The sequence below is a fragment of the Pantoea sp. RIT-PI-b genome (genome assembly GCF_001187905.1).
Lineage (GTDB): Bacteria > Pseudomonadota > Gammaproteobacteria > Enterobacterales > Enterobacteriaceae > Pantoea > Pantoea nemavictus.
The window spans coordinates 134325-160462 of the sequence record NZ_LGIS01000030.1 but is presented as its reverse complement, the minus strand read 5'-3'; the positions used below and the strand labels follow the sequence as shown (position 1 = coordinate 160462).

Genomic DNA, 26138 nt, shown 5'->3' with positions numbered 1-26138 from the left:
GGCTTGCGCCGTTCGCCTTATAACCTCATCAACTGCCGAAAGGCTTTCACCTTGCTGCGACTCACCGGCACCTGCGCATCCAAATCGCGCAGCTTCAGCAAATAGGTATTGTTAAACCACGGCTCGATTTCACGAATTTTGCTCAGATTGACGCAGTAAGATCGATGGCAGCGGAAGAACTGCTGTTCCGGCAAGCGGCTGCAAAACTCACTGATCACCATCGACATCACATAGGCTTCGCGCCGCGTATAGACAAACGTCAGCTTCTCGTGCGCTTCAACATAGTAGATCTCGTTGATATCGGTGACGATAATGCGCTCATCTTTCAGCAAATTAACGGTTTGGGGTGAGCTGGCAGGCGCGTTCTGCGGTTGCGATTGTTGCTGGGCGCTGGCTTCCAGTTTACGCAACATGGTGACGATGCGAGATTCATGATACGGCTTAAGGATGTAGTCAAACGCGTCCAGTTCAAACGCCTCAACCGCATGCTCTTTCCACGCGGTAATAAATACGATCAATGGCTTATGGGCAAATTGATTGATGTTTTGGGCCAGCAGCATGCCATCCAGCGAAGGAATGTTGATGTCGAGAAAAATGACGTCCACCCGATGGTTTTGCAGATATTTCAGCACCTCCAGCCCATCATCAAAACAGGCCTCAACGCTGATTTGGCTGTGCTGCTGGATCATCCAGCTCAACTCTTGCTGGGCGAGAAACTCGTCTTCAACGATGATGGCTTTCACGCAGAGGTTTCCGTGGTGTGGCGCAGCGGCACAGGCAGTTGCTGACCATTCTTGCTAAGAGTAAAGGCGATTTCGGTGCCCGGATAATGGCGGGTGATGTTCAGGCCTTGGCCGGAGAGCAATTTCACCCGATGATGCACATTTAACAGGCCAATCTTGTTACCTGGCATCTCATTACGCGCCACGCGGTTCATCACATCCTCACTGATGCCGTCGCCAGTATCACGTACTGCAACGCGCACACGATCGCCTAAATCTTTCACGCTCAAAGTGACCACGCCTTTGCCGCGACAGGGTTGAATACCGTGCACGATGGCATTCTCCACCAGCGGCTGAATCAGCAGGCTGGGCAGCGTAAAATGCAGATCCTCATCCACGTCATAAATCATTGTCAGCTTATCGCCGAAGCGCGCTTGCTCAATCGCGATGTAATCTTTCACCTGCCACAGCTCTTTCTTAATATCGATCAACTCGTCATCGTTGAGTTCCAGGTTGTAACGCAGATAGCGCGACAGGTTGATCACCAGCTGGCGCGCGGTGTCCGGATTGAGGCGAATTGAGGCCGAGATAGCATTCAGCGCATTAAACAGGAAGTGGGGGTTGATTTTACTTTGCAGTGCGCGCAGCTCAGCCTTGTTGGCCATCTCGCGAAGCTGCTCAGCGCGTGACACTTCCAGCTGCGTTGAGATGATTTGCGACAGACCAATGGCCATCTCTTTGAGCGATCCGGTGATGCGATGCGCGCGGCGATAATAGATTTTTAGCGTGCCGGTGACTTCCCCTTTTTCCCAAAGGGGAATAACCAGCATCGAGTGAATATCTTTGGTGCGATGCGCCTCATCGTTATTCTTGATAATGATTTTGCCGCTAGCGATAGCCTGCGCGGTGGTCGGGCTAATGGCGTCATCACCGTTGTGATAGTTTTGCTCGCCGTAGCCAACATAAGCGAGGATCTGTTTGTTGTTGGTGATGGCGACCGCATCGGCATGGATATCAGTACGAATGATGTCACACACTTTATGCAGCGACTGGCTATCAATCTGGCGGAACAGCGGCAAGGTCTTGTTGGCGATCTCCAGCGCCAGCTTGGCCTGACGCGCCGCAATCGCCTCTTTTTCACCTTCCACGCTCTGCACCAGCAGCACGATTAACCCAATGCTCGATGCGCCGAGGATCATCGGGAGTGCAATTTCGTACACAATCGACATGCCCAGCGCCATCGGCTTGGCCCACAGCACAATCAGTAGCATGGTCAGGCTTTCGCACAGCATGCCGCCGAGAATACCGGCGCGCCAGCGCTGCTCTTTCGTGACGCGGCGGTTAATGACGCCAGAAGCGATGCCAGCGATGATGCTGGTGATCAGACAGGGCACCGCCGTGACGCCATCGATATCAATCAGATAGCGATGCAAACCTGCAATCACGCCGGTGACAATACCCACCCACGGGCCAAACAGGATGCCGCCAGACATCACTGCAATCACGCGTACATTGAGCAGCGAGCCGTCAACGTTAATGCCGGACCAGGTGCTGAATAGCGCAAACAGCGAGAAAATCGCGGTCACGGCCACTTTTTCACGCACTGAATGCTCATCTTTTTGCAACAGCTGACGGAACACCCGCATGCGAGTGAGGAAAAACAGGCAAATCAGCATTAGCGCCGCGCGGTCAAATACCGCCAGCAGCATGTCGAAGTGGGAAGGCAAGGGCATCTCTCAGGTCATGCTCGGGAAGCCATGATAAAAAATGTGATCGCGATCCGCCAGCGCCATAACAGTCTGCAGCTGTTTCTTATAGCCAGGATCAATTTTCATCATGGCGACCGAGCCATCCTGGCTAAAAGAGGAAAGCTTGAGTAACAAAAAGAGGATTAGCGAAACCGTGCGCCGATCGCTGGTTGTCACTCTGTCGGTTTGCTATGTTGCCGTATGCAAAATAGCGGAGCCCGGCAATGCAATTACTCACCCCCCGTTTGTCCCTCAGTCGCTTACAGCCGGAAGACTGGCAGATTTTCAAAGCGGTGCATCAGGATGCCGCGACAATGACGTGGGTGAGTGAAATTCCGGACGAAAATGATATCCGCCAGCGCTTTACCGAGCGTCTGGCGCCATGGCAGGCGAGCAGTTTTCACATGCTGTGTCTGGTGGCGCGTATCCGCGAAACCGGCGAGCCGATTGGTCTATTTGGCTGCAGCGCCGAATGGCATCCGTATCGCCAGGCGGAAGTGGGATACATGTTGCGCGATGCGTTTACCGGTCTGGGTTATGGCAGCGAAGCGCTTAATGCGCTCTGTGATTTTTTGCTACAGGTAGAGTTTCATAAGCTAAAAGCGATGGTGATTGAGGGAAATTGGCCGTCGCGCCGCATTCTGGAGAAGAATGGTTTCGCGCTTGAGGGCACGCTGCGGGATAATTATCTGCTAAATGGCCAATGGGTAAGCGATTGGGTGTTTGGCCGCCTGAATCCAAATAATTAAAATTATTTTATTCCGCTCTCGACAATCTTGTTATCAGCACGTTATGTTCTTGGTGCGGTCACCTCATGTGACCCACGTCGCTCGGACGGTCCGGGCGCTTACGTAATCCAGAGGACATCATGGCTGATAACAGCACACCCCGTCGTTTCTCGCGTATTGAACGCCTTCCCCCGTATGTTTTTAACATTACCGCTGAATTGAAGATGGCTGCGCGTCGGCGCGGCGAAGACATCATCGATTTTTCGATGGGAAATCCAGATGGTCCTACGCCGCCGCACATCGTAGAAAAACTCTGCCAGGTGGCGCAGCGCGAAGACACGCACGGTTACTCAACCTCGAAAGGCATTCCCCGTTTGCGTCGCGCTATTTCACGCTGGTACGCAGATCGTTATCAGGTGGAAATCGATCCGGAATCGGAAGCGATCGTCACTATTGGTTCCAAAGAGGGTTTGGCGCACTTAATGCTCGCCACGCTCGATCACGGCGACACCGTACTGGTGCCTAATCCAAGCTACCCCATTCACATTTACGGCGCGGTGATTGCCGGGGCGCAGGTGCGTTCAGTACCGCTGGTGGCGGGCGTGGATTTCTTTAACGAACTGGAACGCGCGATCCGTGAAAGCTATCCGAAGCCGAAAATGATGATCCTCGGCTTCCCGTCAAACCCTACGGCACAATGCGTTGAGCTGGACTTTTTCGAGCGCGTGATTGCGCTGGCGAAGCAGTACAACGTGCTGGTAATCCACGATCTCGCCTACGCTGACATTACCTATGACGGCTGGAAAGCACCGTCAATTATGCAGGTGCCGGGCGCGCGCGATGTGGCGGTTGAATTCTTTACCCTGTCGAAAAGTTACAACATGGCGGGCTGGCGCATCGGCTTTATGGTGGGCAACAAAGAGCTGGTGGCCGCGCTGGCGCGCATCAAGAGCTACCACGATTACGGTACCTTCACCCCGCTGCAGGTGGCGGCGATTGCCGCGCTGGAAGGCGATCAACAGTGCGTGCGCGATATCGCCGAGCAGTATAAACGTCGTCGCAACGTGCTGGTGAAAGGCCTGCACGAAGCGGGCTGGATGGTCGATTTGCCGAAGGCATCGATGTACGTCTGGGCGAAAATTCCCGATCACTACGCGCATCTCGGCTCGCTGGAGTTCGCCAAGCTACTGCTGCAGGAAGCCAAAGTGTGCGTCTCGCCGGGCATTGGTTTTGGTGATTACGGTGATACCCATGTGCGCTTTGCGCTGATTGAAAATAGCGATCGTATTCGTCAGGCGGTGCGGGGGATTAAGGCGATGTTCCGTGCCGATGGTATCTTGCCGGGAACGGTTAAGGCGCTGGAAGAAGAGGAGTAAGGATTAAGTGGGGCGACAAACGGTCGCCCCGCCTGGCGATTCTACAGCATCAGTACGAAGGTACCGACCCAAAGCAACAGGAAGAAAGAAATTCCCATCAAGGCGTATCTCACAAAACAACTCCTCTGAGCGGTTACCCGGCGGGCGATCCCAAACCCGCGTAACCCGAACAGAATAAGAGAAAGGTGGAGTTCATCTTCGCTACACGCTTTCTTCTCAGGTCGCTCCAGGCAAGCCCAGAACAGGATCGAGCGCTAATTTACGCGGATTTGTCTCAAAAATAAATAGGCCACAACTGAGATATTGCTCACATTTTCAGCGGGTCTCAATTTCCGGTATCGCCGACATGCCTACCCGCAGTTTTGCCAGATCCGGCTGGTTGGCATCCAGCACAATTTTCACCGGTAAACGCTGTACTACTTTGGTGTAATTGCCGGTGGCGTTGTCCGGTGAAATAGCGGAGAACGTCGCGCCGGTAGCTGGCGCAATGCTGTCAACGCGACCGGTAAACACCTTGCCCGGCAACGCATCTACCTTCACGCTGACTCTCTGCCCTTGCTGCACATCTGCCAGCTGCGTTTCCAGATAGTTAGCGGTGATATAGGTTTGCTGCAGTGGCACCACCGCCAGTAAACGTGTGCCGGCACTGACATAGGCACCAAGGCGCACCGAACGCTGACCGACCATGCCATCGACCGGCGCCACGATGCGCGTATAGGAAAGATTAAGCTGCGCCTGGTCGACGCTGGCCTGCGCGGCGGCCACATCGGCAGCGGCCTGACGCACAGCAGCCTGTAACACACCAACTTGCTTGATCGCCGCAGCCAGCGCCGCTTCGCTTTGACGCACGGTGGCCGAAGCCGAACGCTGCGTCGAGCTGGCTTTTTGCTGATCGTCTGCCGCAATGGTGCCATTTTTATACAGCTGGTTGTAACGTGCGGCACTTTGCCCGGCGTACTGCGCGGAAGCCTGGTTTGCCGCCACGGTCGCTTTCGCCTGGTCAATGGTGGATTGTTGCTGTTCCAACTGCGCCTGGCTGCTCAGGCGTTTGGCTTCGCTGACCTGCAAATTGGCCTGCGCGGTTTCCAGCGCAACGCGGTAATCGCGGTCATCGAGCGTCGCCAGCAGTTCTCCGGCCTTAACGCGCTGGTTATCCTGCACCTCGACGCTGGCGATATAACCGGAAACTTTCGGCGCCACCAGCGTGTAATCGGCATTTACATAAGCATCGGTGGTGCGGCCATCGTTGCCGGTCATGGTGGACCAGACAAAAAAGGCTATCGCCAGCAATACCAGTAATAGGGCACTCAGCAGCACCGTTCTTTTCATAGCAGAAGCTTGCATATCAATTATCTCGACGTCGTCGTAACAGGTTGAATCAGAGTTTGTGGCGGCCACACGCGTTTCGGCAGCCAGGCGGTTAACAGTAAAAGCAGGGCGGCGAACGCAATCAGCATCTGATAGCAATCACTCAGGCTCAGCACCATCGCCTGATGTTTCAATAAGGTGGCAAAGCCGCTGAGGTTTTCCGTGCTGCTGGCGCTGCCATCGGGCAGCAATGGCAAACTGCTGCTGGACTGGGCGCTGTTGGGAGCCGTCATCAACCACGAACGGCTGGCCGCGTTATCGACCAGCACGTTGGAGTGAAATTTTTCGCGGTGGCTAATAAACCACTCCACCAGCGTGCTGGCGGTGATGCTGGAGAAGCCGCGCACGGTGTTAAACATCGCTGAAGCGAACGGCCCTTCCGGCGGTGCGACCACGCTGGTGGCGCTCATCAACACCGGTAAAATCACCATCGGCTGGCCGAAAGCCTGCAGGATTTGCATCAGCCAGAAATTCTGGCGCGCCCAATCGGTGGTGATATGCATGCCCATCAGGCAGGACGTTACCAGCAGCGCGACGCCCGCCGTCAACATCCAGCGGCAATCGATCCAACGAATATTCAGCAGTGCGGCGATAAGAGGTGCGATCAATAACTGCGGTAAGCCGACGGTTAACGCCAGCGGCGCGAATTGCAGGGTGCGGAAGCCCTGCACCTGCGCCAGATAGGCCGAAGGCAGCGCCGAACCCGACAGCGACAGAATCAACACGCCCGCCAGCACCAGCAATCCATGCGCCAGGTTGCGCCTGCTTAGCATCTGCAATTTGAACAGCGGCAGCGGATGAAACCATTCATTAATAAAGAACACAGTCAGCAACGCCAGCGCGCTGAATAATAGGCCGGCAAATAACGGTGATTCGAGCCAGTCGAGCCGCTCGCCCTGGGTTAGCGCCAGAATTAACAGCGCCATACCGGAGCATCCTGTGAGCATGCCAAATAGGTCTATCTGCTTAAATCGTTCGAGGCGCAGCGGGTCCTGTGGCAAGCCCCAGCTAATCAGCAGCATGGCAATCAACATGGCGGGAACCACTTGCCAGAATACAAACAGCCAGCTGACATCGTCGGTCCAGAATGCCGCCAGTGAAGCGGCCATATTCGGGCCAAAGGTGGCGGTCAGCGCGTAGCCCGCCAGGCCGTACAATTTTATCGGCGGTGGCAGAAAACGCAGCGCGACGGTCATCAGCATTGGCGGCAGCGCGCCGCCAAACACGCCCTGCAGCACGCGCAGGGCGATAAACAAGGTGGCGTTTGGCATCAGCGGTAACAGCAGGCCGCTCAGCATAAAGCCCGCAGAGACGCAGAGCGCAAAACGGCGCAGGGAAAAGGTGACGGCGAACCACGGCGCAATCATCATTGCCGCCACTTCAGCGGCCTGATAGGCGGAAATGATCCAGCTGCCTTGATCGTAACTGATGCCGATGGCGGCGCGGATATCCGCTAACGCAAGGTCGGTGACGCGATCGTTTAATCCCGACGTGAGCGCGGCAATCAGCACGCCAACCAGTCCCAACGCCAGGCGCAGAGTAAACGGGTGGGGCGCCGGGGCCGCAGTGGGCTGGGCGTTCATAGCAGGCTTCTCGTTATATTGTTGATGCAGTGTATTGCAATGTGATACAGGTAGCATATTACATATCGATATGCTGTATTGCAATGTGATACAGGGTGTAAAAGTGCGATCATTCGCGCTAAAGTAGGGCAGGCCAAAAAGGAACGCATCATGGTTGAACTCCCCTCAAGCCGTGAGGATGAAAAAGTGGGTGGCATTCAGGTCATCGCGCGTGCGGCAAAAATTCTGAATGCGTTGGGTGAACATCCCGGCGGCATGAGTTTGGGTGAAATTGCGCAGGTGGTGGATCTGCCACGATCCACGGTGCAGCGTATTGTCGCCGCGTTGGACAATGCGCAACTGGTACGCAGCAGCGGGGCAGGCGGTTTACGCCTTGGTCCGGCGTTGCTTAAGCTGATCTCCAGCGTGCACAGCGATGTGGTGGAGATCGTGCGTCCCTTCCTCGAGCAGCTCTCTGCAGAGATCAATGAAACGGTGTCGCTGTCGCGTGCCAGTGGAACGCAGCTCGCCATCGTGCATTATGTGGTGGCATCGCGCGAACTGCGCGTGGTGCCGCGCATCGGATTAAATCTGCCGCTTTACAGCACGTCTGGCGGCCGCGCGCTGCTGGCGCTGGAGAGCGATGAAGATGTGCGCGTGATGGTAGGCGAAGCCTATAAAGAGTTGACCGAGATGACGGTGAAAACGCTGCCACAATTACTGGAATTGATCGCTGAGGTTCGCGTCAGCGGATTGGCAATCGATCGCGGTGAAACGCTGGAGGGCATTTCGACCATGGCGGTGGCCATCGATACGCTGTTTGGCCGCTTCTCCATCTCGTTACTGGTGCCGACGGCGCGTTTTCATAAGCAGGAAACGCACTATCGTGAGCAAATCATCAAATGCAAAGACGCATTGATTCGTGAAATTGGCAAAATGACCGCTGTGGAAGGATAACAACTGATGAAAACCTTGCTGATGGCCATCGATAACTCCCCGGTGGCGGAAAAAGTGATTGCGCTAACCATTGAACAAGCGCTGGCGCATCAGGCGCAGGTTACGGTGCTGTGCTGCGTCGATCCGGCTTACTCCTCCTGCAATCAACCGATTGAAATTGATGCGGGTGAAGATCCCGATGATTTTGTCGCGGCCAAAGATGAGCAGAACACCGCGGAAATGGTGGTGCGTCATGCGCTGGCGCCGCTGCTACGCGCTGGCGTGGCTGCGAAAGGATTGATTCTGGCAGGTGAAGCGGCGGAAACCATTGTCGCGCAATCCACTCAGCTGCAGGTCAGTATGATCATCATGGGGCGCCGTCATTTGTCGCCGTTTAACCGACTGTTAAAAGGGTCGGTCAGTGCTGCGGTCATTGAACGTGCTAACTGCCCCGTTTTGATTGATGTACGTAAGGATTAATCGCGTTCGATGCTCTCGCTTGTTCCCATTACGCTAGCGGCGTTTGCGCTGCTGGCGCTGCTTATTATTCTGCTGCTGCGCACCACTTCTCTGCGACTTTGGCAAGGCGTGCTGCTGTTTCTGCTGCCGCTGCTGGTGGCAAATCTGGTGTGGTTCAGCTGGCTGCATCCGCGTCAGGAGCGGCAGGCGCTGGCGGCGGAAGTATCAACCCAGCTTAGCCTTGCGCCAGGGTACCGCTTGCTGAAGATTCAGGAGCCTGCGTTATGGCAGCTGTTAAATCGCGAACTGCTGCATAAGCGGCTGGAAGGGATGCCGGCCGATCAGGCGCTGGGCGACATGCGTGGCTGGTTGATGGATTTGATCAATCAACGCTTAACGCGTGCCACCGATGAGGCGATCCTCAACTATGTGCGCGTGTCGGTACAGGAAATGCAGGCGCTGCAGCAGCAGGAGCCGCAGCGCTGCTTCCGCTTTCTCTATCCGCAGGTGAATGGCGGCATCAATCTGCAACGGGTGTTGTCACCTGAGTTAAATCAGCGTGATGCCCAAGTGCTTGAAGCCTTGCTTCAGCTGAGTACAGGAAATGAGCAGCCACTGGATCACGCGGCAGCGCAGCGTGATTTGCAAAGCGTAGTGGAAAAACTGTATGGAAAGTGGGGCGATCGGCTGCAACAGCTGAATATGCCCGCGGATACCGCCGTCGATCGCGGCGCGATGTGCGCCATGTCGATTGATCTCTACAACGGTATTCTCGCATTGCCTGACAAACAAGCGGCCAATCTTTTACGTAAGATGGTCAGCCTCACCGGTTAGCGGGCAAAAAAAAGCCCGCTCAGCGCGGGCATGAAGGTCACTATCAGTATGTTTTTATGTAATTCACCTGGTGTGGTGCAGACTTCGTTTTGTCTGAAAGCATCATGTCATTGATGGTTTGATAAGAGAAGCCGTTTGGTTTTATCGATTTAATCGGCAAAAACTTGCTTAAAGCAGACATTTCGCGCTTTATTCTTATAGAAGAGCGCTGCGTTGCCATTTAAACTGCGACGCTGAAGAGGACACCCTAATGAATAAAATGCTTATTAGCGCAGTCGCGCTTTTTATGCTGGCCGGTTGTAGCGTCAGTAAACCCGGGGGATTTGAACGCGTGGATGAAGACACCAGTTCAAATACCGTGCAGTACCGTTACGATCCACAAACGCTCAATAAAGATGCGTTGGATATCGACCTGGCGAATTATTGTAGTCAGCGTGGGTTCGATAAGGTGGAATCATTGCCGTCGCAAAACAGTAATTTGCCTGGATTAAAGAAAGCCTGGTATCAATGTAATTACGCGGTAAAAAGCTAAAAAAATAGGGCGGGATATATTCCCGCCCTTTTTATATTTTCTTATTATGTGCTGTGTGTGTTCTTTGCCCAACTATCTGCGGTGTCCATAACCGCCATGCCCATGGTGCCAACCTCCTCCACCATGATGGCCCCAACCTGGGCCGCCTCCACGATGATGATCGATAATACAGCCACTCAACATCGTCATAATGGCGACAACCGATGCGACCTTAATAAGCTTCTTCATGGAGAGTCCTCCTCTGTTCCAATGCAGCCAGATTACATTGGAATAGTGGAGTGAAGATGCAGGAAATGTAGATTTATTACTGGATGTATTACGGAGTATTTCAATTAAATGCTAAAAAAATCGGCGAGTAAAATAAGCCAATCAGAATAAGCTGAATGCCTGATTATAATAACGCGAATACTCTGAAAGACAAGGCTTGATAATAGTGGCTCTCAATTAAATACCTTTTATGGAGGAATTGTGTAGAGAGGATGCCGCAAATAAATGCGGCATCCAGAGAGGTCAATTATGCAGTAAAGGTTCTGCTACGTTTTGACGATTTGGCAGACGGATGCTGAGCGACAGCACCAGCGAGATCACCAGCAAGGTCATAATCAGGCTGAAGGTGACGGTAAAGCCACCAAAGGCTGAGGCAACCAATGAACCCAGTACGCTACCAATCCCGAAGCCAAGGTAAATCAGGCCATAATTCTTAGTGAGATTGTTCAGACCAAAGAAATCACTCACCAGCGATGGGAACACGGTAATCGTACCGCCAAAGCTGAAGGCAACGCAGGCCAGGGACAGGAAGAAGGTGGATTCACTCATATGGGTAAAGAGCAGAATGCTCATGCCGGCCAGCGAGACAATCTGCGCCAGAGTGATGACACGAATACGCGCCATTTTATCCGACAGTACACCGAGAATGAGGCGGCCACTGAGATTGGCAATCGCAATTACCGTAACTGCATTCGCTGCCGTTTGCGCACTAAGATGAACCATGCCTTCGCCGATATCTTTCGCCACACCAATGACATACAAGCCGCTCATGCAAGCGGTCAGAAACATCAGCGCCAGCATCCAGTACTGCGGCAAACGTACCGATTGCGCTAATGTGTAATCCTTCGCCTCCAACTGGCTATTACCACTGCTCTTTTGCATCGGGGCATCACGCATCAGCAAAGCGCCGAGAATGATCATGCTCATCGCCAGCACGCCCCAAATCATGAAGGTATTCTCCAGACCTTGCGCGCTTAGCAGTGCACCACAGATAAATTTAAAACCAAGACTGCCCAAACCGTAAGCGCCAATGGAACAGGCGGAAATTAATCCTTTGCGCTCCGGGAACCACTTCACACAGTTGGAGAGCGTCATTAGATAACCGGCTCCATCCGCAAGGCCGACCAAAATACCGGCGCTGAGGTAAAGCATCATCAGATTATCGGCATGAGCGGTTAGCCAGAATCCCACTGCCATTAAAATGCCCGCGCCGATGGTCACGTTGCGCACGCCAAAGCGCTCCTGCAGTTTTCCGGCCAGCGATGAAGCGATCGCCAGGCCCAGGCTGAGTAAACCGAACGAGAATGCCACCTCGCTGATTGGCGCATCCAGCTTGTTGGCCAGCGGTCCATTAAACAGGCTCCAGGTATAAACCGATCCCAAAGCAAACTGCGTGATAATGGTGCCGATAAGCGTCAGCGTGCGGGTACGTTGATAATTCGCGGTCAAAGCTGTTTTCATTTTTTATCTCTCATGCGAGAAAGCGGAATCTGTGGAGATAATAAGCGCCTCGCGTACGGGCGAGTGAAGTGCGGGCGTGAAAGCACCGAATGACGGAATGAAATGCAGCGAAGCGGGTATGAATGACATAATGATGACAACGCGGGATTTCAGCATAAGCGTAGCGGTTACTACGGGTAACCATGTGTAACCAGGTGTATCTATGGCGCCTTTATGCCTGCAAAGCTCGGGATGTTTGCCAGGCTTAGAGTTCATTCAAGAGGAGGAAATATGAAAGACCGAGCATATGAATCCGCGTCAAGCGAGGATGAGGTTTGCTGCATTATCGGTCAGGCGGTGATCGAGTTAAGTGATGAGCATCAACCAGTGAATAAATCCACATTGTCGCTGAAATTACTGGCAATGGCCGACCGCGACAAAGATGATGAACGCGTCCTGCTTTACTGGATTGCCAGAAAAGCCATAACTAAACCTCACCAGCTCAATATCGGCGTTCAGGGCTGGCGCTAGAGGAACAAAAGAGCGGGCGCAATGCCCGCTCTCGTTATGTCAGGCGGTGCGCAAGCGTCCCAGAGTCGGCCAGCGTACAAACATCACCATATTCCCCGCCAGTATCATTACCAATCCCACAATCGCATTGCTGTGCCAGTGATAACCCTCATAAAGCGTTGAGAGCGTTAGCGCCACCAGCGGGAACAGCAAGGTGCTGTAAGCGGCCTGGCTAGCGCCAATCCGACCCACCAGCGTGAAGTAAGCACCAAATCCCAGCACCGATCCAAAAATCGCCAAATAACTCATGGCACCCAACCACTGGACGTTTAGCGCGGGCGCAAGTGAATCGCCGTTTAGCAAAGCCAGCGCGGCCATGATGATGGCGCCATAAAACATGGCATAGCTGTTGGTGGTGAGCACATCACGTTGACGCCGCTGATGGCGTAAAGAGATCATATTGCCGAACGAGAAACCTAAAGTGCCGAGCGCGCTCAGGCCAACGCCCCATAATAATTGCGGCGCCGGATGTGCCGCCTGAAGATCATTCCAGAACAGCGCGACGATGCCGCCAAGGCCCAGTACCGTAGCGGGCAGCAGGCGAAATGACGGTCGTTGGCGGAAGAAAATCCAGCTATTCAGCGCGTTGTAGAGCACGGCCATGGAAAAAATGACCGACTCCAATCCACTGCTGATCCAGGCGGCGGCGTGATAGAAGCAGACGAAGTTGAAGCCAAATACGCAGCAGCCTTGAAGCAAACAGAATAGATGATCGCGTTTGTCCAGCGTTCTCAGGCGACGCAGCACTTTAAGGATTGCCAGCATCACCAGCGAAGCCAGTAAAAAGCGCCAAAATACCGCCACCAGCACCGGCGTCTCAGCGGCTTCCTGCTGCAGGAAAATGGCTATCCAGGTGGTGCCCCAAATCATGACCACGGCAAGGTACAACATCACATTCATAACGCGATCTCCAACAGAATCCGGCTCGCAGTGTGGCGTGAAAAGCACAGCGCAACTTGCACGCTTTTGCGCGGCAATTGCAAAATCTTGCGCTTTTTCTTCTCGCGTCCTGCTGTGACCTGTTTTCTGTCCGCCGAGATCCGTACACTGTGCGCTAATGAACTGCGAGTGATAGCTACCATGGCCGATTACCAGACCTTCAACATGCTACAGCGCCACAAAGCGCAATTGCGCGACAGCGTGCAGCTGTCGGGCGGCATTAAGCTGGCGGCTTGGTTTAACAGCGGCGATCGCGTCACCAATCTTAGCAATCATCACACGCTTAGCCTGTATACCGCTGACGGCTACGAAACCTGGCATAAAACCCAGCATGGCTGGCGCAACGGCGGCGGGCCGGATCGCTTTTGCCTGATGCCCAGTGGCGTGGAATCGGTGTGGGATATTCGCGCTGATTTGTCGTTTGTGCATCTCTATTGCACTGACGAACATTTGCGCCATCTTGGCGAACAGATCTGGGATCGCAGCCCGTCGCAGCTCAATCTGCATGAAAAGATCTTTGCCGCGGACGATCGCATTACGCAGCTTTATCGCCATTTCCTGCTCAGCACCGACTGGCAACAACCAGCCAACCAACTGATGCTCAGTAGCGCATCAACCTTATTGATGACGCATCTTTTGCAACGTTATAGCGACGTGCAATGGCATGCGCCACAAGTACGCGGCGGACTGGCACCGGCGGTTTTGCGACGAGTCATGGCCTATATTGATGCGCAATTAGATCAACCGTTAACGCTGGCACATTTAGCTGGCGAAGCGGCGTTGAGCGAATATCATTTTGCACGCATGTTCCGAAGCAGTGTCGGGGAAGCTCCGCATCAATATGTGATGCGCCGCCGCATGGACGCCGCATTACAGTTACTGAAATTCAGCTCTTTACCGCTAACCGAAATCGCATTGCGCTGCGGTTTTCACTCCTCCAGCCACTTCAGCAACCGCTTCCGTCAATTGCATGGCGTCACGCCTTCCACATGGCGGCGAGACCTGAAAAAATAACGAGCTGGCCCTAAAGTGCTGTAATCCACTGCAAGCAAGCCAATTCTTTTCTGAACTTCTCTCTCATAAAACTATCTTCGCCACTCTGCAACGTGAAATATTCAAAGGTTTTGGAGTAGGATGCCTGGCAGGAAGATCATGCATTGCATTGATTAAGTTGAAATATTAGAGGAAAGCGTAATTATGGAAAACCGCGTTTCAAAGCTGGAAGCTGACATCGACAACATCAAAACTGATATGTCGGCGATGAAAGTGGATATTGCAGTCATTAAATCCAATTACGCCACCAAAAGCGATCTTCATCAGGAGGTTGGCAAGATTCATCAGGAGATCGGAAAAATTCATCAGGAGCTGAGCAAACAGACCAAATGGATTGTGGCGGGCATGATGAGTACCGCTGGTATGACGCTTGCTTTGGCAAGATGGCTATTTTAAGCGGGATAATGATTAAAATCTGGTGTCCCCTGCAGGAATCGAACCTGCAACTAGCCCTTAGGAGGGGCTCGTTATATCCATTTAACTAAGGAGACGCCGGGCGCGCAGTATAGCGCACCGCGCGCCTGATTTTAACTATGCCGAGCTTGTTTGCTTAATCTATCAGCAATTTAAGACCAAACTCACGCCTGTTTTTGCTTCTCTTTACGCTTCTGCTCCGCTCGTGCTTTGGCTTTCGCCGCTTCGCTCATGTCATTACGAATCTGTGCATGGCTGATCAGCGCAAAAATCAGCGTACCGCCGGTGATATTGCCGAGCAGCGTTGGCAGAGCAAATGGCCAGAAGAATTCATACCACGGCAGCGTTCCTGCAAACACCAGATACAGCACTTCCACTGAACCCACCACGATATGCGCCAAATCGCCTAACGCCACCAGCCAGGTCATCATCACGATCACCACAATTTTAGCCGCGCCGGCATACGGGAACATCCACACCATGGTGGCGATAATCCAGCCGGAGATCACTGCATTAGCAAACATTTCGCTCGGTGGATTAACCATCACTTTTTCGCTGATAGCGGTAAAAGCCTGACGGGTAGCATCGTCAAATATCGGCATATGATTGAAGGCCAATGCGCCGAGCGCAGTACCAATCAGATTGCCGAGCAGCACCACACACCATAAACGCAACAGCAGTGCAAAATTGCTGCCAGTAGGTTTGTGCATCACCGGCAAAACGGCGGTGACGGTATTCTCGGTAAACAGCTGCTGGCGCGCCATAATCACAATGACAAAACCAAAGGTATAACCCAGGTTCTCCAATAAAAACGCGCCGGGCACGCCTTTTAAATGGACCTGAAAAATGCCTTTCGCCATCAGCGAGGCGCTCATCGATAGTCCCGCCGCCACCGCAGACCAAAGCAGCGCCATGCCATCGCGCTCTAACTCCTTTTCACCGTCGTGGCGAATCTCCTCATGAATCGCCGCCGCCTGCGAGGGCAGGGCATCTTCATCGACTTCAATCTCCTTGCCCTGATCTTTTTCGTCGCTCTCTACATCGTTGTCACTGTTTGAAATCGATGGTGAATGTTTCATGTTTTCCCCTGGTGATAATGCCAATGCGTAATAAGCGTAGCCGGTTTTATCAAGGGCGATTTGTTACGAAGATTCAAATTAAGAGTAACGAAGTTTTAACGAAGGTGGTTTTTTGAGCGATTTATTGATCTGATGCGCACGAATACCCCATTTGGGGTAAGTGGGAGCCAGCTCACAGACTTCGGCCCACAGATTCAATGTGGTATTATCGCCGCCTCATTCATTGCTGTGATTCTCCCTTCTATGCTCGAAGTCATTAATCTTTCATGTGTTCGTGATGAGCGAACGCTTTTTCATGGATTGAGCTTCCGTGTGCAACCGGGTGACATTGTGCAAATCGAAGGGCCGAACGGGGCTGGAAAGACCTCGTTACTGCGCCTGCTGGCCGGATTAAGCCGCGCAGAAGAGGGCGAAGTTTTATGGCGGGCACGGCCAATTCGGCAACAGCGTGAAATATGGCAACAAAATCTGCTCTATCTCGGTCATCACCCGGGGGTGAAATCAGTACTCTCTCCGCTTGAGAATCTGCGCTTCTGGCATGGTAGCAGCGATGAAAACGCGATTTTCGACGCCCTTGAGCAGGTGGATTTACTGGGGTTTGAAGAGGTGCCGGTGGCGCAACTTTCCGCCGGACAGCAGCGGCGCGTGGCACTGGCGCGACTGTGGCTCAGCCCGGTGTCTGTGTGGATCCTCGACGAGCCGTTGACCGCCATTGATAAAGGCGGCGTAGAAAAATTGATGACGCGATTCGCCGCACATGCCGATAACGGTGGGGCGGTGATTCTGACTACGCATCAGGATCTGCCCGCAAGCCACGCTCGGGTGCGTAAAATTCGACTTACTGCGGAGTGGGCTTGATGCTTGGCCGGGTTATTCAGCGTGAATTAAAAATCGCTTTTCGCAGTGGCGCAGAAGTGATCAATCCGCTGTGGTTTTTCCTGATTGTTATCACACTGTTTCCGTTAGGTATCGGGCCGGAACCGCAACAGCTGGCGCGCATTGCGCCGGGCATCGCGTGGGTTGCCGCGCTATTGGCCTCCTTGTTGGCGCTGGAACGGCTGTTTCGTGATGATTTTCTTGATGGTTCGCTTGAGCAACTACTTCTGTTGCCGACGCCGCTACCGGTCACCGTGCTGGGCAAAGTGATTGCTCACTGGCTGATTACCGGTCTGCCGTTGATTTTATTATCGCCGCTGGCTGCATTACTGCTGTCGCTCGATTTTGCCGGTTGGCGCGCCATGGCGCTGACGCTATTACTCGGTACGCCAACGCTGAGTTTCCTTGGTGCAATCGGCACCGGATTGACCGTTGGGCTGCGCCGCGGCGGTGTACTACTCAGTTTGCTGGTGTTGCCCTTATCGATACCGGTTTTAATTTTTGCCAGCGCTGCGATTGATGCCGCCGGCATGGGATTGCCGATTGGTGGTTATCTGGCGATTCTGGGCGCGATGCTGGCGCTAAGCGCCACGCTAGCGCCCTTTGCGACGGCGGCGGCCTTGCGTATTAGTCTGCATTAATTCGTGTCGCCCCAGAGCGGCCGAAACCTGAATTCTGTTTATTGTGAGCGATGCAAAAATGTGGAAATGGTTACATCAGTGGGCGAAGCCTGAACGGCTTTACCAGCTATGCGGGCGCTTGATTCCCTGGTTCGCGGTGCTGGGCGTTGCTTCGCTGCTGCTCGGTTGGGTGTGGGGCTTCGGCTTTGCGCCAGCGGATTATCAGCAAGGCAACAGCTTCCGAATTATGTACATTCACGTGCCCGCGGCGATGTGGTCGATGGGCGTCTATGCGTCGATGGCAATCGCCGCGTTTATCGGCCTGGTGTGGCAGATGAAGATGGCCGATCTGGTGTCGGCGGCCATGGCGCCCATCGGTGCCGTGTTTACCTTTATCGCGCTCGTCACGGGTTCCGCCTGGGGTAAACCGATGTGGGGCACCTGGTGGATCTGGGATGCGCGTCTGACATCGGAGTTGGTGCTGCTGTTCCTGTATATGGGCGTCATCGCGCTCTACCACTCGTTTGAAGATCGTCGCACTGCCGGTCGTGCTGCGGGGATCTTGATCCTGGTTGGCGTGGTTAATCTGCCAATCATTCACTTTTCGGTGCAGTGGTGGAACACCTTGCATCAGGGCTCTTCGGGCCTTCTGCAGCAGGCGATTGACCCGAGCATGCGCACCCCGCTGCGCTGGTCGATTCTCGGCTATTTGCTGGTGTTCGGCGCGCTCACCTTGATGCGCCTGCGTAACCTGATTCTGTTTACCGAGCGCCATCGTCCGTGGGCGATTGACGTCGCACAGGGAGGACGCCAATCATGACGCCAGCTTTCGCATCATGGAGTGATTTCTTTGCCATGGGCGGCTATGCCTTTTACGTCTGGCTCGCCGTCATCCTCACCTTGATTCCTTTATGCGGTCTGGTACTGCACACCGTGCTGTTCCGTCGCCGACTGCTGGCCGATATTCGCCAGCGCCAGGCCAGGGAGCGCCGCATTCGCGCGGCGAAATCGAAAAAAGCTGCCAGTGAAGCAGCGGGAGAATCCGTGTGAATATCCGTCGTCGTAACCGCCTGTATGTCGCGCTAGCGGTGTTGATTGGCCTTGGCCTGGCGACATCGCTGGTAATGTATGCGCTGCGTTCCAACATCGACCTGTTTTATACCCCGAGTGAAATTCTTTACGGCAAGGGCGAAGATCATCAGAAGCCTGAGCCGGGCCAGCGTCTGCGCATCGGCGGCATGGTGATGCCGGGCAGCGTCAAGCGCGATCCCAACACGCTGGCGGTCTCTTTCAAATTGTATGATGCCAATGGCGTGGTCAGCGTCAGCTACGAAGGCATCCTGCCGGATCTGTTCCGTGAAGGGCAGGGCGTCGTCGCGCAAGGTGTGCTGGCAGAGGGCAACCTGGTGAACGCCAAAGAGGTGCTGGCCAAGCACGATGAGAAATACACGCCGCCGGAAATTGAAGACGCGATGAAGAAAAATCACACCGGACCAGCAGCAGCCTATCAGCAGGCGGGAGCGCAATCATGATGCCGGAAATTGGCAGCTTCTTGCTGTGCCTGGCGCTGGGACTGGCGCTACTGCTGAGTGTTTATCCGCTGTGGGGCGCCGCGCGTCAGGATGCGCGATTGATGGCGATGGCGCGTCCGCTGACGTGGGGCATGTTCGCCTGCGTCGCTGCCGCCTTCCTGGTACTGGTTCACGCTTTTATCGTAAATGATTTCACCGTCGGCTATGTCGCCACTAACTCCAATACCTTGTTGCCGGTTTACTATCGCATCGCTGCAACCTGGGGCGCGCATGAAGGTTCACTGCTGCTGTGGGTGCTGCTGCTAAGTACCTGGACGCTGGCAGTCGCGATTTTCAGTCGCGGTATGCCGCAGGATGCGCTGGCACGCGTGCTGGCGGTGATGGGCATGATTAACCTCGGTTTCCTGCTGTTTATCATCCTCACCTCGAATCCCTTTACCCGTACTTTGCCAAACTTCCCGATTGATGGGCGCGATCTCAACCCGATGTTGCAGGATATCGGGCTGATCTTCCATCCACCGCTGCTGTATATGGGATACGTTGGTTTCTCGGTGGCGTTCGCTTTTGCTATCGCTTCTCTGATGGCGGGTCGACTGGATACCGCATGGGCGCGCTGGTCACGTCCGTGGACCACCGCTGCATGGGTGTTTCTGACCATTGGCATCGTGCTCGGTTCCGCATGGGCCTATTACGAACTCGGCTGGGGCGGCTGGTGGTTCTGGGATCCGGTCGAAAACGCCTCCTTTATGCCGTGGCTGGCCGGCACGGCGCTGATGCACTCGCTGGCGGTGACGGAAAAACGCGGCAGCTTTAAGTCGTGGACGGTGCTGCTGGCGATTACCGCGTTCTCGTTAAGTCTGCTCGGCACTTTCCTCGTGCGTTCTGGCGTGCTGGTTTCGGTGCACTCGTTTGCGTCGGACCCGGCGCGCGGCATGTTTATTCTCGCGTTCCTGGTGATCGTGATTGGCAGTTCGCTGCTGCTGTACGCGCTGAAAGGTGGTCAGGTGCGCAGCCGCGTGCAGAGTGAAATCTGGTCACGCGAATCCTTCCTGCTGGGCAACAACGTGCTGCTGATTGCGGCGATGCTGGTGGTGTTGCTGGGTACGCTGTTACCGCTGGTGCACAAGCAGCTCGGTCTGGGCAGTATCTCGGTGGGCGAGCCGTTCTTCAATACCATGTTCACCTGGTTGATGGCGCCGTTTGCCCTGATGCTCGGCATTGGCCCGCTGGTGCGTTGGCGTCGCGATCAGCCGCAAAAATTGTGGAAACGTCTTGGCGTTGGCTTGTTGGTCACGCTGATTCTTTCAATCGCGCTGCCGTGGCTGCTGCAGGATCGTATCGAAGCAATGACGGTGATCGGGCTGCTGATGTCTATCTGGGTGATCATGCTGACATTGATGGAGCTGCACGAGCGCGCCACCCACCGTCACTCCTTCTTCAAAGGCCTGCGCCATCTGACGCGCAGCCATTGGGGCATGGTGCTGGGCCATCTTGGCGTGGCGGTGACGGTGGTGGGTATCGCGTTTAGCACCCAATACAGCGTTGAGCGTGATGTACGCATGAAGGCGGGTGATAGCGTCGATATTCACAGTTATCACTTCATTTTCCATGGCGTTCGTAACCTGCAGGGCCCGAACTACAGCGGCGGTGAGGCGATTATTGAAGTGACGCGCAACGGCAAGCCGGAAGCGGTGATGCAGGCGGAGAAACGCTTCTATGCAGCCGCGCGTACCATGATGACCGAAGCGGCGATCAGCGGAGGTTTCACGCGCGATCTCTATGCTGCACTCGGCGAAGAGCTGGATGACGGCTCGTGGGCAGTACGCATTTACTACAAACCTTTTGTGCGCTGGATCTGGTACGGCGGCGTGTTTATGGCGGTCGGCGGCTTGTTCTGTTTGTTCGATCCGCGCTATCGATCGCGTAAAAAAGCGCAACGCGAGGAGCTGGCATGAACAAAAAAATCCTGTTTATCCCGTTAGTTCTGTTTCTGGTGCTGGCGACGGCGCTGCTGTGGCAGCTGTCGCGCAATGCTAACGGCGATGATCCAACGCGTCTCGAATCAGCGCTGATCGGCAAACCTGTGCCGGTGTTTAAACTTGAAGCGCTCGATCAACCGGGCAAAATCTACGATCAACAGGTGCTGAATGACGGCAAACCGATTCTGCTGAATGTCTGGGCGACGTGGTGTCCCACCTGCCGCGCGGAGCATCAATACCTCAATACGCTGGCGGAAAAAGGCATTCGCGTGGTGGGGCTGAACTACAAGGACGACCGCAGCAAAGCGGTGACCTGGCTAAACACGCTGGGCAATCCTTACGCGCTCAGCCTGTATGATGGCAACGGTATGCTGGGCCTGGATCTGGGTGTTTACGGTGCACCCGAAACCTTCCTCATCGATGGCAAAGGCATTATCCGCTATCGCCACGCCGGCGACATGAACGATCGCGTCTGGCTGGAAGAAGTGAAACCGCTGTGGGACAAATACAACAAGGAGGCGGGTGCGTGAAACGACTGCTTCTTTTATTGGCGGGCATTCTGCTCAGTACCAGCCTGTGGGCAGCGATTGATACCTATCAGTTCGATTCGGTACAGCAGGAAGAGCAATACCGCGAGCTCACCGCATCCTTACGTTGTCCGAAATGCCAGAACAACAGCATTGCCGACTCCAATGCCATGATCGCCGCAGATATGCGTCTCAAAGTCTACGAATTGATGAAGCAGGGCGAAAACCGTCAGCAGATCATCGACTACATGGTGGCGCGTTACGGCAACTTCGTCACCTATGAGCCGCCGGTCACACCGTCCACGTTGATTTTGTGGGTCGGTCCGGCGCTGTTCGTGGTACTGGGCGCGCTGATTATTATCCTGCGCAATCGGCGCGGCAAAGCGCGGAACGAATTAGACGACAATGAACAACAGCGCCTTGCGGCGTTACTCAAGCGTGACGGGAAGCCGTAATGACTGGATTCTGGATTACCCTGATTATTTTGCTGCTGGCGGCCATCGCGCTGTTTCTGCGTGCAGGCTGGCGTCAGCGCGAAGCCGTAACCGGCGATCGCGATCGCCTTAATACCGATTTCTATCAACAGCGTCTGCGCGAGCTGGAGCATGATGAAGAAGAGGGCGTGGTGGCTGAGCGCCCGGAAATGGTGCGTGAACTGCAACAAACGCTGTTAACCGACGTTCCTCAGCAGGATGCTGCCACTATTCATCACAGCAGCCGTTGGGTATTGCTCCCGGGCGTCATCGTGCTGTTGGTGGTGTCGGTGGGGATGTATTTGAAAACCGGTGGCTTAACGCAGCAGACGGCATTTGTCAGCGTACAGCAGGAGTATCCTGCCTTGCGTGCGCGCGTCATGGATCCTAAAGCCCAGCCGTTAACCATGGAAGAGCTGGCGCGCTTGCAGCTCGGGCTGCGCAACTCGCTGCAGAACGACGCAAATAATCTCAATGACTGGGCGATGCTCGGTCGTCTTGGCATGGTGCTGAATAATGCTACCGATGCCAGCCAGGCTTTTGAACACGCGCTCCAGCTGGCGCCAGACAATCTGGAGTTGCAGCAGGATTACGCCGAAGTGCTGACGCGCTCCAGCGATCCGCAGGACAACCGCCAGGCCAACGTGATGCTTAAAGAGCTGCTGAAACGCGATCACAGCGATGTGCGCACGTTGAGTCTGCTGGCATTTAACGCCTTTGAGCAGCAGCAGTACAATGAAGCGATTGGCGCCTGGCAGGTGATGTTGAAACTATTACCGCCGGGCGATCGGCGCATCACTATGATCGAACGCAGCATTGAACAAGCGAAAACCGATGCGGGGCAGCAAAATAGCCAGCTGGCATTGACGGTGAGTTTGACGCCGCAGGCAGAAAAAATGTTACCGCAAGGCGGAGTGATGTATATTTCTGTGTCTGACGGTGTTTCACCGGTGCCTGTGGCTGTGAAGCGTTTACCGCTGAGCCACTTCCCGTTATCGCTTACGCTAGATGACAGCAATGCCATGATGCCCGATCGCCTGCTTTCGGCGCAGCATCAGGTGCAGGTCAGGGTGCGCATTTCGCGCGACGGCAGTGCCAATCCCCAGTCTGGCGACTGGTTTGGTTTAAGCGCGGTCACACCCTGGGATGGTCATCAGCAATTGGCTGTGGAAATTAATCAACAGCAGCCCTGAAGCGATACCTTACTGATCCGCACAGGGAGAGAAGAATGAATAACCGCCTGACCGGTTTGGCGTTGGCCAGTTTATTGTTGGTAGGTTGCGCCAGTTCTAAACCGGCCGACAACACGGAGCCTGCTCAGCGCAGCGATCCGTTGGAAGGCTTCAACCGCACGATGTTTAACTTCAACTACAACGTGCTGGATCCGTATGTGCTGCGCCCGGTGGCGGTCGCCTGGCGTGATTATGTGCCGGTACCGGCACGTAGCGGCCTGAGCAATGTGCTCGGTAACCTGGAAGAACCTGCCAGCATGGTCAACGCCATTTTGGTTGGGGAACCGCGCCAGGCGGGCATCCACTTCACCCGCTTCTTCCTTAACACTGTTTTAGGGCTGGGTGGCTTCATTGACGTGGCAGGTAAAGCCAATCCGGAACTGGCACGTGAAGTGCCACACCGCTTTGGTAGCACGCTCGGTCGTTATGGCGTGGGTTACGGCCCGTATGTTGAATTGCCTGCGTACGGCAGTTTTACCATTCGTGAAGATGGTGGTGACTTCGTCGATACACTCTATCCGGTACTGAGCTGGCTCAGCTGGCCGATTTCGGTGGGTAAATGGACGCTGGAAGGTATTGAAACGCGCGCGCAATTGTTGGATTCCGATGCCATCCTGCGCCAGCAACAAGATCCTTACGCCTTTATTCGTAATGCCTACTTCCAGCGGCATGACTTTATCGCCAACGGCGGTAAGCTGAAGCCGGAAGATAATCCGAACGCCAGCGCGATTCAGGATGATCTTAAGGACATCGATTCTCAATAATCGATTCTTAATAAAAAACGGCGACATGATAGTCGCCGTTTTTTTTCATATCTATTTAGACATCAGAACTTGTAGTTAAAGTTCGCGCCGTACAGCCAGGCCTTACCTTCAGAGTTAAAGGTATAGGGGCCCTCTTTGACGGTGACTTTCTGTCCGTGCATGTAAGAAACACCCACGTCTACCGAGGCATCTTCATTAAATGCGTAAGATGCACCGGCGCTCAGCCATAGACGATCCTGATCCGGGATGGAGATAGAACGCTTATCGGCAGGAACCGGGCTGTCATCGAAGGCGATACCGGTACGGAAGGTCCAGTTGTCGTCATAGAAGTAAGAGGTACCCAATGCGATACGATAGGCATCGTGGAACCCTTCATCTTTATAGAACAACGTCTGACCGTTGCTGCCGGTGGCTTTCAGCTCCTGGAATTGGCTCCAGCTGGTGTACGCCAGGCTGTAGTGAACCGCCCACTGCGGTGCGACTTTGTGGTAGCCGGAGACTTCCCACATCTCTGGCAGATTCAGCGTCAGAGAGCCTGGGATGGTTGAGCCGCCAGTGCCGTAAGGCAGGCCGAGCAGCTGCGCCTGCGGCAGAGAGTTCACGTAGGTTGGCAGGCTGCTTTTGTAATCACCATCAAAGTCGATTTTAACTTCTGAGCGATAGGTGAAGCCGAAGCGGTTGTCTTTATCCACTTCATACAGAATACCGGCGTTCCAACCGTAGCCCCATTCATCACCCTTTAAGTGGGCAATTTGGGTATTGGCGGGAATGCCCAGCGCGGCACCTGATTCACCGGCATAACGCTCAATTTTGGCTTTTGCATACACCGCATCAAATCCAATACCGAAGCTGAAGTGTTCATTCAGTCGATAAGCGGTGCTGATATTAAAATTGCCGGTCATTAGGTCGGTTTTACCGCCGTAACCGCCCGCGGTATAGCCATCATTAAATTCGGTTGCCAGACCATAATTGGAAGTGGCCGAAGCGCCAATCCACCACTGATCGTTAATTGGCTGAACATAGTGGATATTGGGAATCCACTGGTTTGGGGCAATATTTTTTGAATCAAGGCTGCGACCAGATGGGCTCTGACCGGTGATGTCTACTTCGGGATCAATATAAACCGCGCCGATGGAGAAAGAGGGGCGATCCATTAATGCCATGGTTGCCGGGTTACGGCTGGCAGAGGCGGCGGTATCACCCATCGCACCTTCACCCGAATAAGCACGACCTAAACCAATTGCTGAAAATTCATTAAGCTGAAAGCCTGCGGCGTAAACATGGGAACAGACGAGCGTAACTGCAGCTGCCACAGCTGACTTTGCAAACAGGTTTTTATGGTTCATGACCACAACCTCATCTAGATTTATTATTTAACGTTGTTACGTCGCGTAACAAAGAGCGGCGAATTGTAGGGACTGATGGCAAAACCACATATCAGACCAGTGCGACGAGTATAGGTCTGACCTGTGTATTTGTTGCAATAATGTTTTTTAGATATTTCTAATTTGATCGACAAAATCAGATCTGCTTAACAAAATCTTAGCGGTTCGCCTTCAACATAGCTTTCAATTTTGTTATGGATCAATTTTTAGTGTGATATTCGTCACTTAGCGGCGTGATCGTGGATGTGAAAACGCAGCAGGCGTACACTTTGCGACAGAAAATGATCCGATTGTGTTGAATTTACCGTCAGGAGAGAACCATGACTGATGCCATTAATAAATGTAGTGCGAATGAAACGGCCGCCTGCTGCTGCGTAGATGTCGGTACCGTGATGGATAACACCGATTGCACCGCCAGCTGGTCTGGCGTATTTGCCGATCGCCATGCGGCGGATGCGATGCTCGCGCACCTGACTGAACGCGCGCGTCAGGTAGAATCCGATCCTTGTGACATTCACGCTGAGTTTGCTGAAGAAGGCGATGCAGTACGTCTGACCATCGACTTCACCTTTGCCTGCCAGGCCGAAACCCTGATTTTCCAGCTCGGCTTACGCTAATTCCACCGCTGCCGGAACCCCCTTCGGCAGCGTTAACTCTTTTTCGTGTATTCCCTCGCACTTTTTTCCTCTGGTTATTGGCTACTTAGCAACACCTGGTTAACAC

29 protein-coding genes and 1 tRNA gene are annotated in these 26138 nt (G+C 54.1%); 20 read left to right on the top strand and 10 right to left on the bottom strand.

Annotation, left to right across the window (positions count from 1 at the left end):
* Positions 1-17: 17 nt before the first annotated feature.
* Together AC790_RS19995 and AC790_RS19990 are read right to left on the bottom strand one after the other, a co-directional pair.
* Positions 18-743 (bottom strand): LytTR family DNA-binding domain-containing protein, encoded by a 726-nt coding sequence (locus AC790_RS19995; protein WP_007889122.1) that lies wholly within the window; start codon positions 741-743, stop codon positions 18-20.
* Positions 740-2431 (bottom strand): sensor histidine kinase, encoded by a 1692-nt coding sequence (locus AC790_RS19990; protein ID WP_049852930.1) that lies wholly within the window; start codon positions 2429-2431, stop codon positions 740-742. The genes AC790_RS19995 and AC790_RS19990 overlap by 4 nt, the downstream gene beginning before the upstream one ends.
* 263 nt (positions 2432-2694) lie before the next feature.
* Between AC790_RS19990 and AC790_RS19985 the strand changes: the two genes are divergently transcribed.
* Positions 2695-3219 carry a GNAT family N-acetyltransferase gene (locus tag AC790_RS19985; RefSeq protein WP_049852929.1) on the top strand — a complete coding sequence of 175 codons (525 nt, stop codon included), beginning with the start codon at positions 2695-2697 and terminating at the stop codon, positions 3217-3219.
* Between the two features lie 119 nt (positions 3220-3338).
* Positions 3339-4574, top strand: coding sequence for an alanine transaminase (alaC, locus tag AC790_RS19980; protein WP_007889129.1), 1236 nt, complete (start codon positions 3339-3341; stop codon positions 4572-4574).
* A gap of 41 nt (positions 4575-4615) precedes the next feature.
* Here the strand turns inward: alaC and ypdK are convergent, their stop codons facing one another.
* The 3 genes from ypdK to AC790_RS19970 form a co-directional block, all read right to left on the bottom strand.
* Complete coding sequence (gene ypdK, locus AC790_RS24820; protein WP_099686956.1) at positions 4616-4687, bottom strand: membrane protein YpdK; 72 nt, start codon at positions 4685-4687, stop codon at positions 4616-4618.
* Positions 4688-4889: 202 nt separating this feature from the next.
* Positions 4890-5918: an HlyD family secretion protein gene (locus AC790_RS19975; protein ID WP_049852928.1), complete on the bottom strand. Its 1029-nt coding sequence runs from the start codon at positions 5916-5918 to the stop codon at positions 4890-4892.
* A 5-nt stretch (positions 5919-5923) separates the two neighbouring features.
* A complete protein-coding gene (locus AC790_RS19970) occupies positions 5924-7525 on the bottom strand; it encodes an MFS transporter (protein WP_049852927.1) in 1602 nt (533 codons plus the stop codon).
* 150 nt (positions 7526-7675) lie between these two features.
* Here AC790_RS19970 and AC790_RS19965 point away from each other — a divergent pair, with 150 nt between their 5' ends.
* The 4 genes from AC790_RS19965 to AC790_RS19950 all read left to right on the top strand — a co-directional run bounded on the left by AC790_RS19965 (position 7676) and on the right by AC790_RS19950 (position 10265).
* Positions 7676-8461, top strand: a complete 786-nt coding sequence (locus AC790_RS19965) for an IclR family transcriptional regulator (protein WP_049852926.1) — start codon at positions 7676-7678, stop codon at positions 8459-8461.
* 6 nt (positions 8462-8467) lie between these two features.
* Positions 8468-8920: a universal stress protein gene (locus AC790_RS19960; protein ID WP_007889137.1), complete on the top strand. Its 453-nt coding sequence runs from the start codon at positions 8468-8470 to the stop codon at positions 8918-8920.
* A 9-nt stretch (positions 8921-8929) separates the two neighbouring features.
* Positions 8930-9733: a hypothetical protein gene (locus AC790_RS19955; protein WP_049852925.1), complete on the top strand. Its 804-nt coding sequence runs from the start codon at positions 8930-8932 to the stop codon at positions 9731-9733.
* A 250-nt stretch (positions 9734-9983) separates the two neighbouring features.
* Positions 9984-10265, top strand: a complete 282-nt coding sequence (locus tag AC790_RS19950; RefSeq protein ID WP_049852924.1) for a membrane lipoprotein lipid attachment site-containing protein — start codon at positions 9984-9986, stop codon at positions 10263-10265.
* A gap of 510 nt (positions 10266-10775) precedes the next feature.
* On the opposite strand, the gene AC790_RS19945 is transcribed toward AC790_RS19950, so the two are convergent.
* Positions 10776-11993, bottom strand: coding sequence for an MFS transporter (locus tag AC790_RS19945; RefSeq protein ID WP_049852923.1), 1218 nt, complete (start codon positions 11991-11993; stop codon positions 10776-10778).
* A gap of 270 nt (positions 11994-12263) precedes the next feature.
* Here AC790_RS19945 and AC790_RS19940 point away from each other — a divergent pair, with 270 nt between their 5' ends.
* The gene (locus AC790_RS19940) at positions 12264-12503 is read left to right on the top strand and encodes a hypothetical protein (protein ID WP_007889156.1); all 240 of its coding nucleotides are present in this window, start codon (positions 12264-12266) and stop codon (positions 12501-12503) included.
* Between the two features lie 39 nt (positions 12504-12542).
* Here the strand turns inward: AC790_RS19940 and AC790_RS19935 are convergent, their stop codons facing one another.
* Positions 12543-13442 carry a DMT family transporter gene (locus tag AC790_RS19935; protein ID WP_049852922.1) on the bottom strand — a complete coding sequence of 300 codons (900 nt, stop codon included), beginning with the start codon at positions 13440-13442 and terminating at the stop codon, positions 12543-12545.
* 180 nt (positions 13443-13622) lie between these two features.
* On the opposite strand from AC790_RS19935, the gene AC790_RS19925 reads away from it, so the two are divergent.
* Together AC790_RS19925 and AC790_RS19920 are read left to right on the top strand one after the other, a co-directional pair.
* The gene (locus tag AC790_RS19925) at positions 13623-14495 is read left to right on the top strand and encodes a helix-turn-helix domain-containing protein (RefSeq protein ID WP_049852920.1); all 873 of its coding nucleotides are present in this window, start codon (positions 13623-13625) and stop codon (positions 14493-14495) included.
* A gap of 183 nt (positions 14496-14678) precedes the next feature.
* Positions 14679-14930 carry a hypothetical protein gene (locus AC790_RS19920; protein WP_049852919.1) on the top strand — a complete coding sequence of 84 codons (252 nt, stop codon included), beginning with the start codon at positions 14679-14681 and terminating at the stop codon, positions 14928-14930.
* A gap of 20 nt (positions 14931-14950) precedes the next feature.
* Here the strand turns inward: AC790_RS19920 and AC790_RS19915 are convergent.
* Positions 14951-15025, bottom strand: a tRNA-Arg gene (locus AC790_RS19915).
* 87 nt (positions 15026-15112) lie between these two features.
* Positions 15113-16027: a formate/nitrite transporter family protein gene (locus AC790_RS19910; protein ID WP_007889169.1), complete on the bottom strand. Its 915-nt coding sequence runs from the start codon at positions 16025-16027 to the stop codon at positions 15113-15115.
* Between the two features lie 243 nt (positions 16028-16270).
* On the opposite strand from AC790_RS19910, the gene ccmA reads away from it, so the two are divergent.
* The 10 genes from ccmA to mlaA are packed head-to-tail and all read left to right on the top strand — an operon-like array spanning position 16271 to position 24030.
* Entirely contained in the window at positions 16271-16885 is a 615-nt protein-coding gene (gene ccmA, locus AC790_RS19905) for a cytochrome c biogenesis heme-transporting ATPase CcmA (RefSeq protein ID WP_049853032.1), read from the top strand.
* Entirely contained in the window at positions 16885-17544 is a 660-nt protein-coding gene (gene ccmB / locus AC790_RS19900; protein ID WP_007889178.1) for a heme exporter protein CcmB, read from the top strand. Before ccmA ends, ccmB begins: the two co-directional genes overlap by 1 nt.
* 58 nt (positions 17545-17602) lie before the next feature.
* Positions 17603-18343 carry a heme ABC transporter permease gene (locus tag AC790_RS19895; RefSeq protein ID WP_049852918.1) on the top strand — a complete coding sequence of 247 codons (741 nt, stop codon included), beginning with the start codon at positions 17603-17605 and terminating at the stop codon, positions 18341-18343.
* On the top strand, positions 18340-18573 hold the full coding sequence (gene ccmD / locus AC790_RS19890; RefSeq protein ID WP_007889184.1) for a heme exporter protein CcmD: 234 nt from the start codon (positions 18340-18342) through the stop codon (positions 18571-18573). Before AC790_RS19895 ends, ccmD begins: the two co-directional genes overlap by 4 nt.
* A complete protein-coding gene (gene ccmE / locus AC790_RS19885; protein WP_049852917.1) occupies positions 18570-19055 on the top strand; it encodes a cytochrome c maturation protein CcmE in 486 nt (161 codons plus the stop codon). Before ccmD ends, ccmE begins: the two co-directional genes overlap by 4 nt.
* Entirely contained in the window at positions 19052-21010 is a 1959-nt protein-coding gene (locus AC790_RS19880) for a heme lyase CcmF/NrfE family subunit (RefSeq protein ID WP_007889193.1), read from the top strand. Before ccmE ends, AC790_RS19880 begins: the two co-directional genes overlap by 4 nt.
* Positions 21007-21564, top strand: coding sequence for a DsbE family thiol:disulfide interchange protein (locus AC790_RS19875; RefSeq protein ID WP_049852916.1), 558 nt, complete (start codon positions 21007-21009; stop codon positions 21562-21564). The genes AC790_RS19880 and AC790_RS19875 overlap by 4 nt, the downstream gene beginning before the upstream one ends.
* Positions 21561-22016 carry a cytochrome c-type biogenesis protein gene (locus AC790_RS19870; RefSeq protein ID WP_007889195.1) on the top strand — a complete coding sequence of 152 codons (456 nt, stop codon included), beginning with the start codon at positions 21561-21563 and terminating at the stop codon, positions 22014-22016. Before AC790_RS19875 ends, AC790_RS19870 begins: the two co-directional genes overlap by 4 nt.
* On the top strand, positions 22016-23227 hold the full coding sequence (gene ccmI / locus AC790_RS19865) for a c-type cytochrome biogenesis protein CcmI (protein ID WP_007889196.1): 1212 nt from the start codon (positions 22016-22018) through the stop codon (positions 23225-23227). Before AC790_RS19870 ends, ccmI begins: the two co-directional genes overlap by 1 nt.
* Positions 23228-23262: 35 nt before the next feature.
* Positions 23263-24030: a phospholipid-binding lipoprotein MlaA gene (gene mlaA, locus AC790_RS19860; protein WP_007889197.1), complete on the top strand. Its 768-nt coding sequence runs from the start codon at positions 23263-23265 to the stop codon at positions 24028-24030.
* 62 nt (positions 24031-24092) lie between these two features.
* On the opposite strand, the gene fadL is transcribed toward mlaA, so the two are convergent.
* Entirely contained in the window at positions 24093-25376 is a 1284-nt protein-coding gene (gene fadL, locus AC790_RS19855) for a long-chain fatty acid transporter FadL (RefSeq protein WP_007889200.1), read from the bottom strand.
* A 359-nt stretch (positions 25377-25735) separates the two neighbouring features.
* On the opposite strand from fadL, the gene AC790_RS19850 reads away from it, so the two are divergent.
* Positions 25736-26032 (top strand): YfcZ/YiiS family protein, encoded by a 297-nt coding sequence (locus tag AC790_RS19850; RefSeq protein WP_007889205.1) that lies wholly within the window; start codon positions 25736-25738, stop codon positions 26030-26032.
* The last annotated feature ends 106 nt before the right edge of the window (positions 26033-26138 follow it).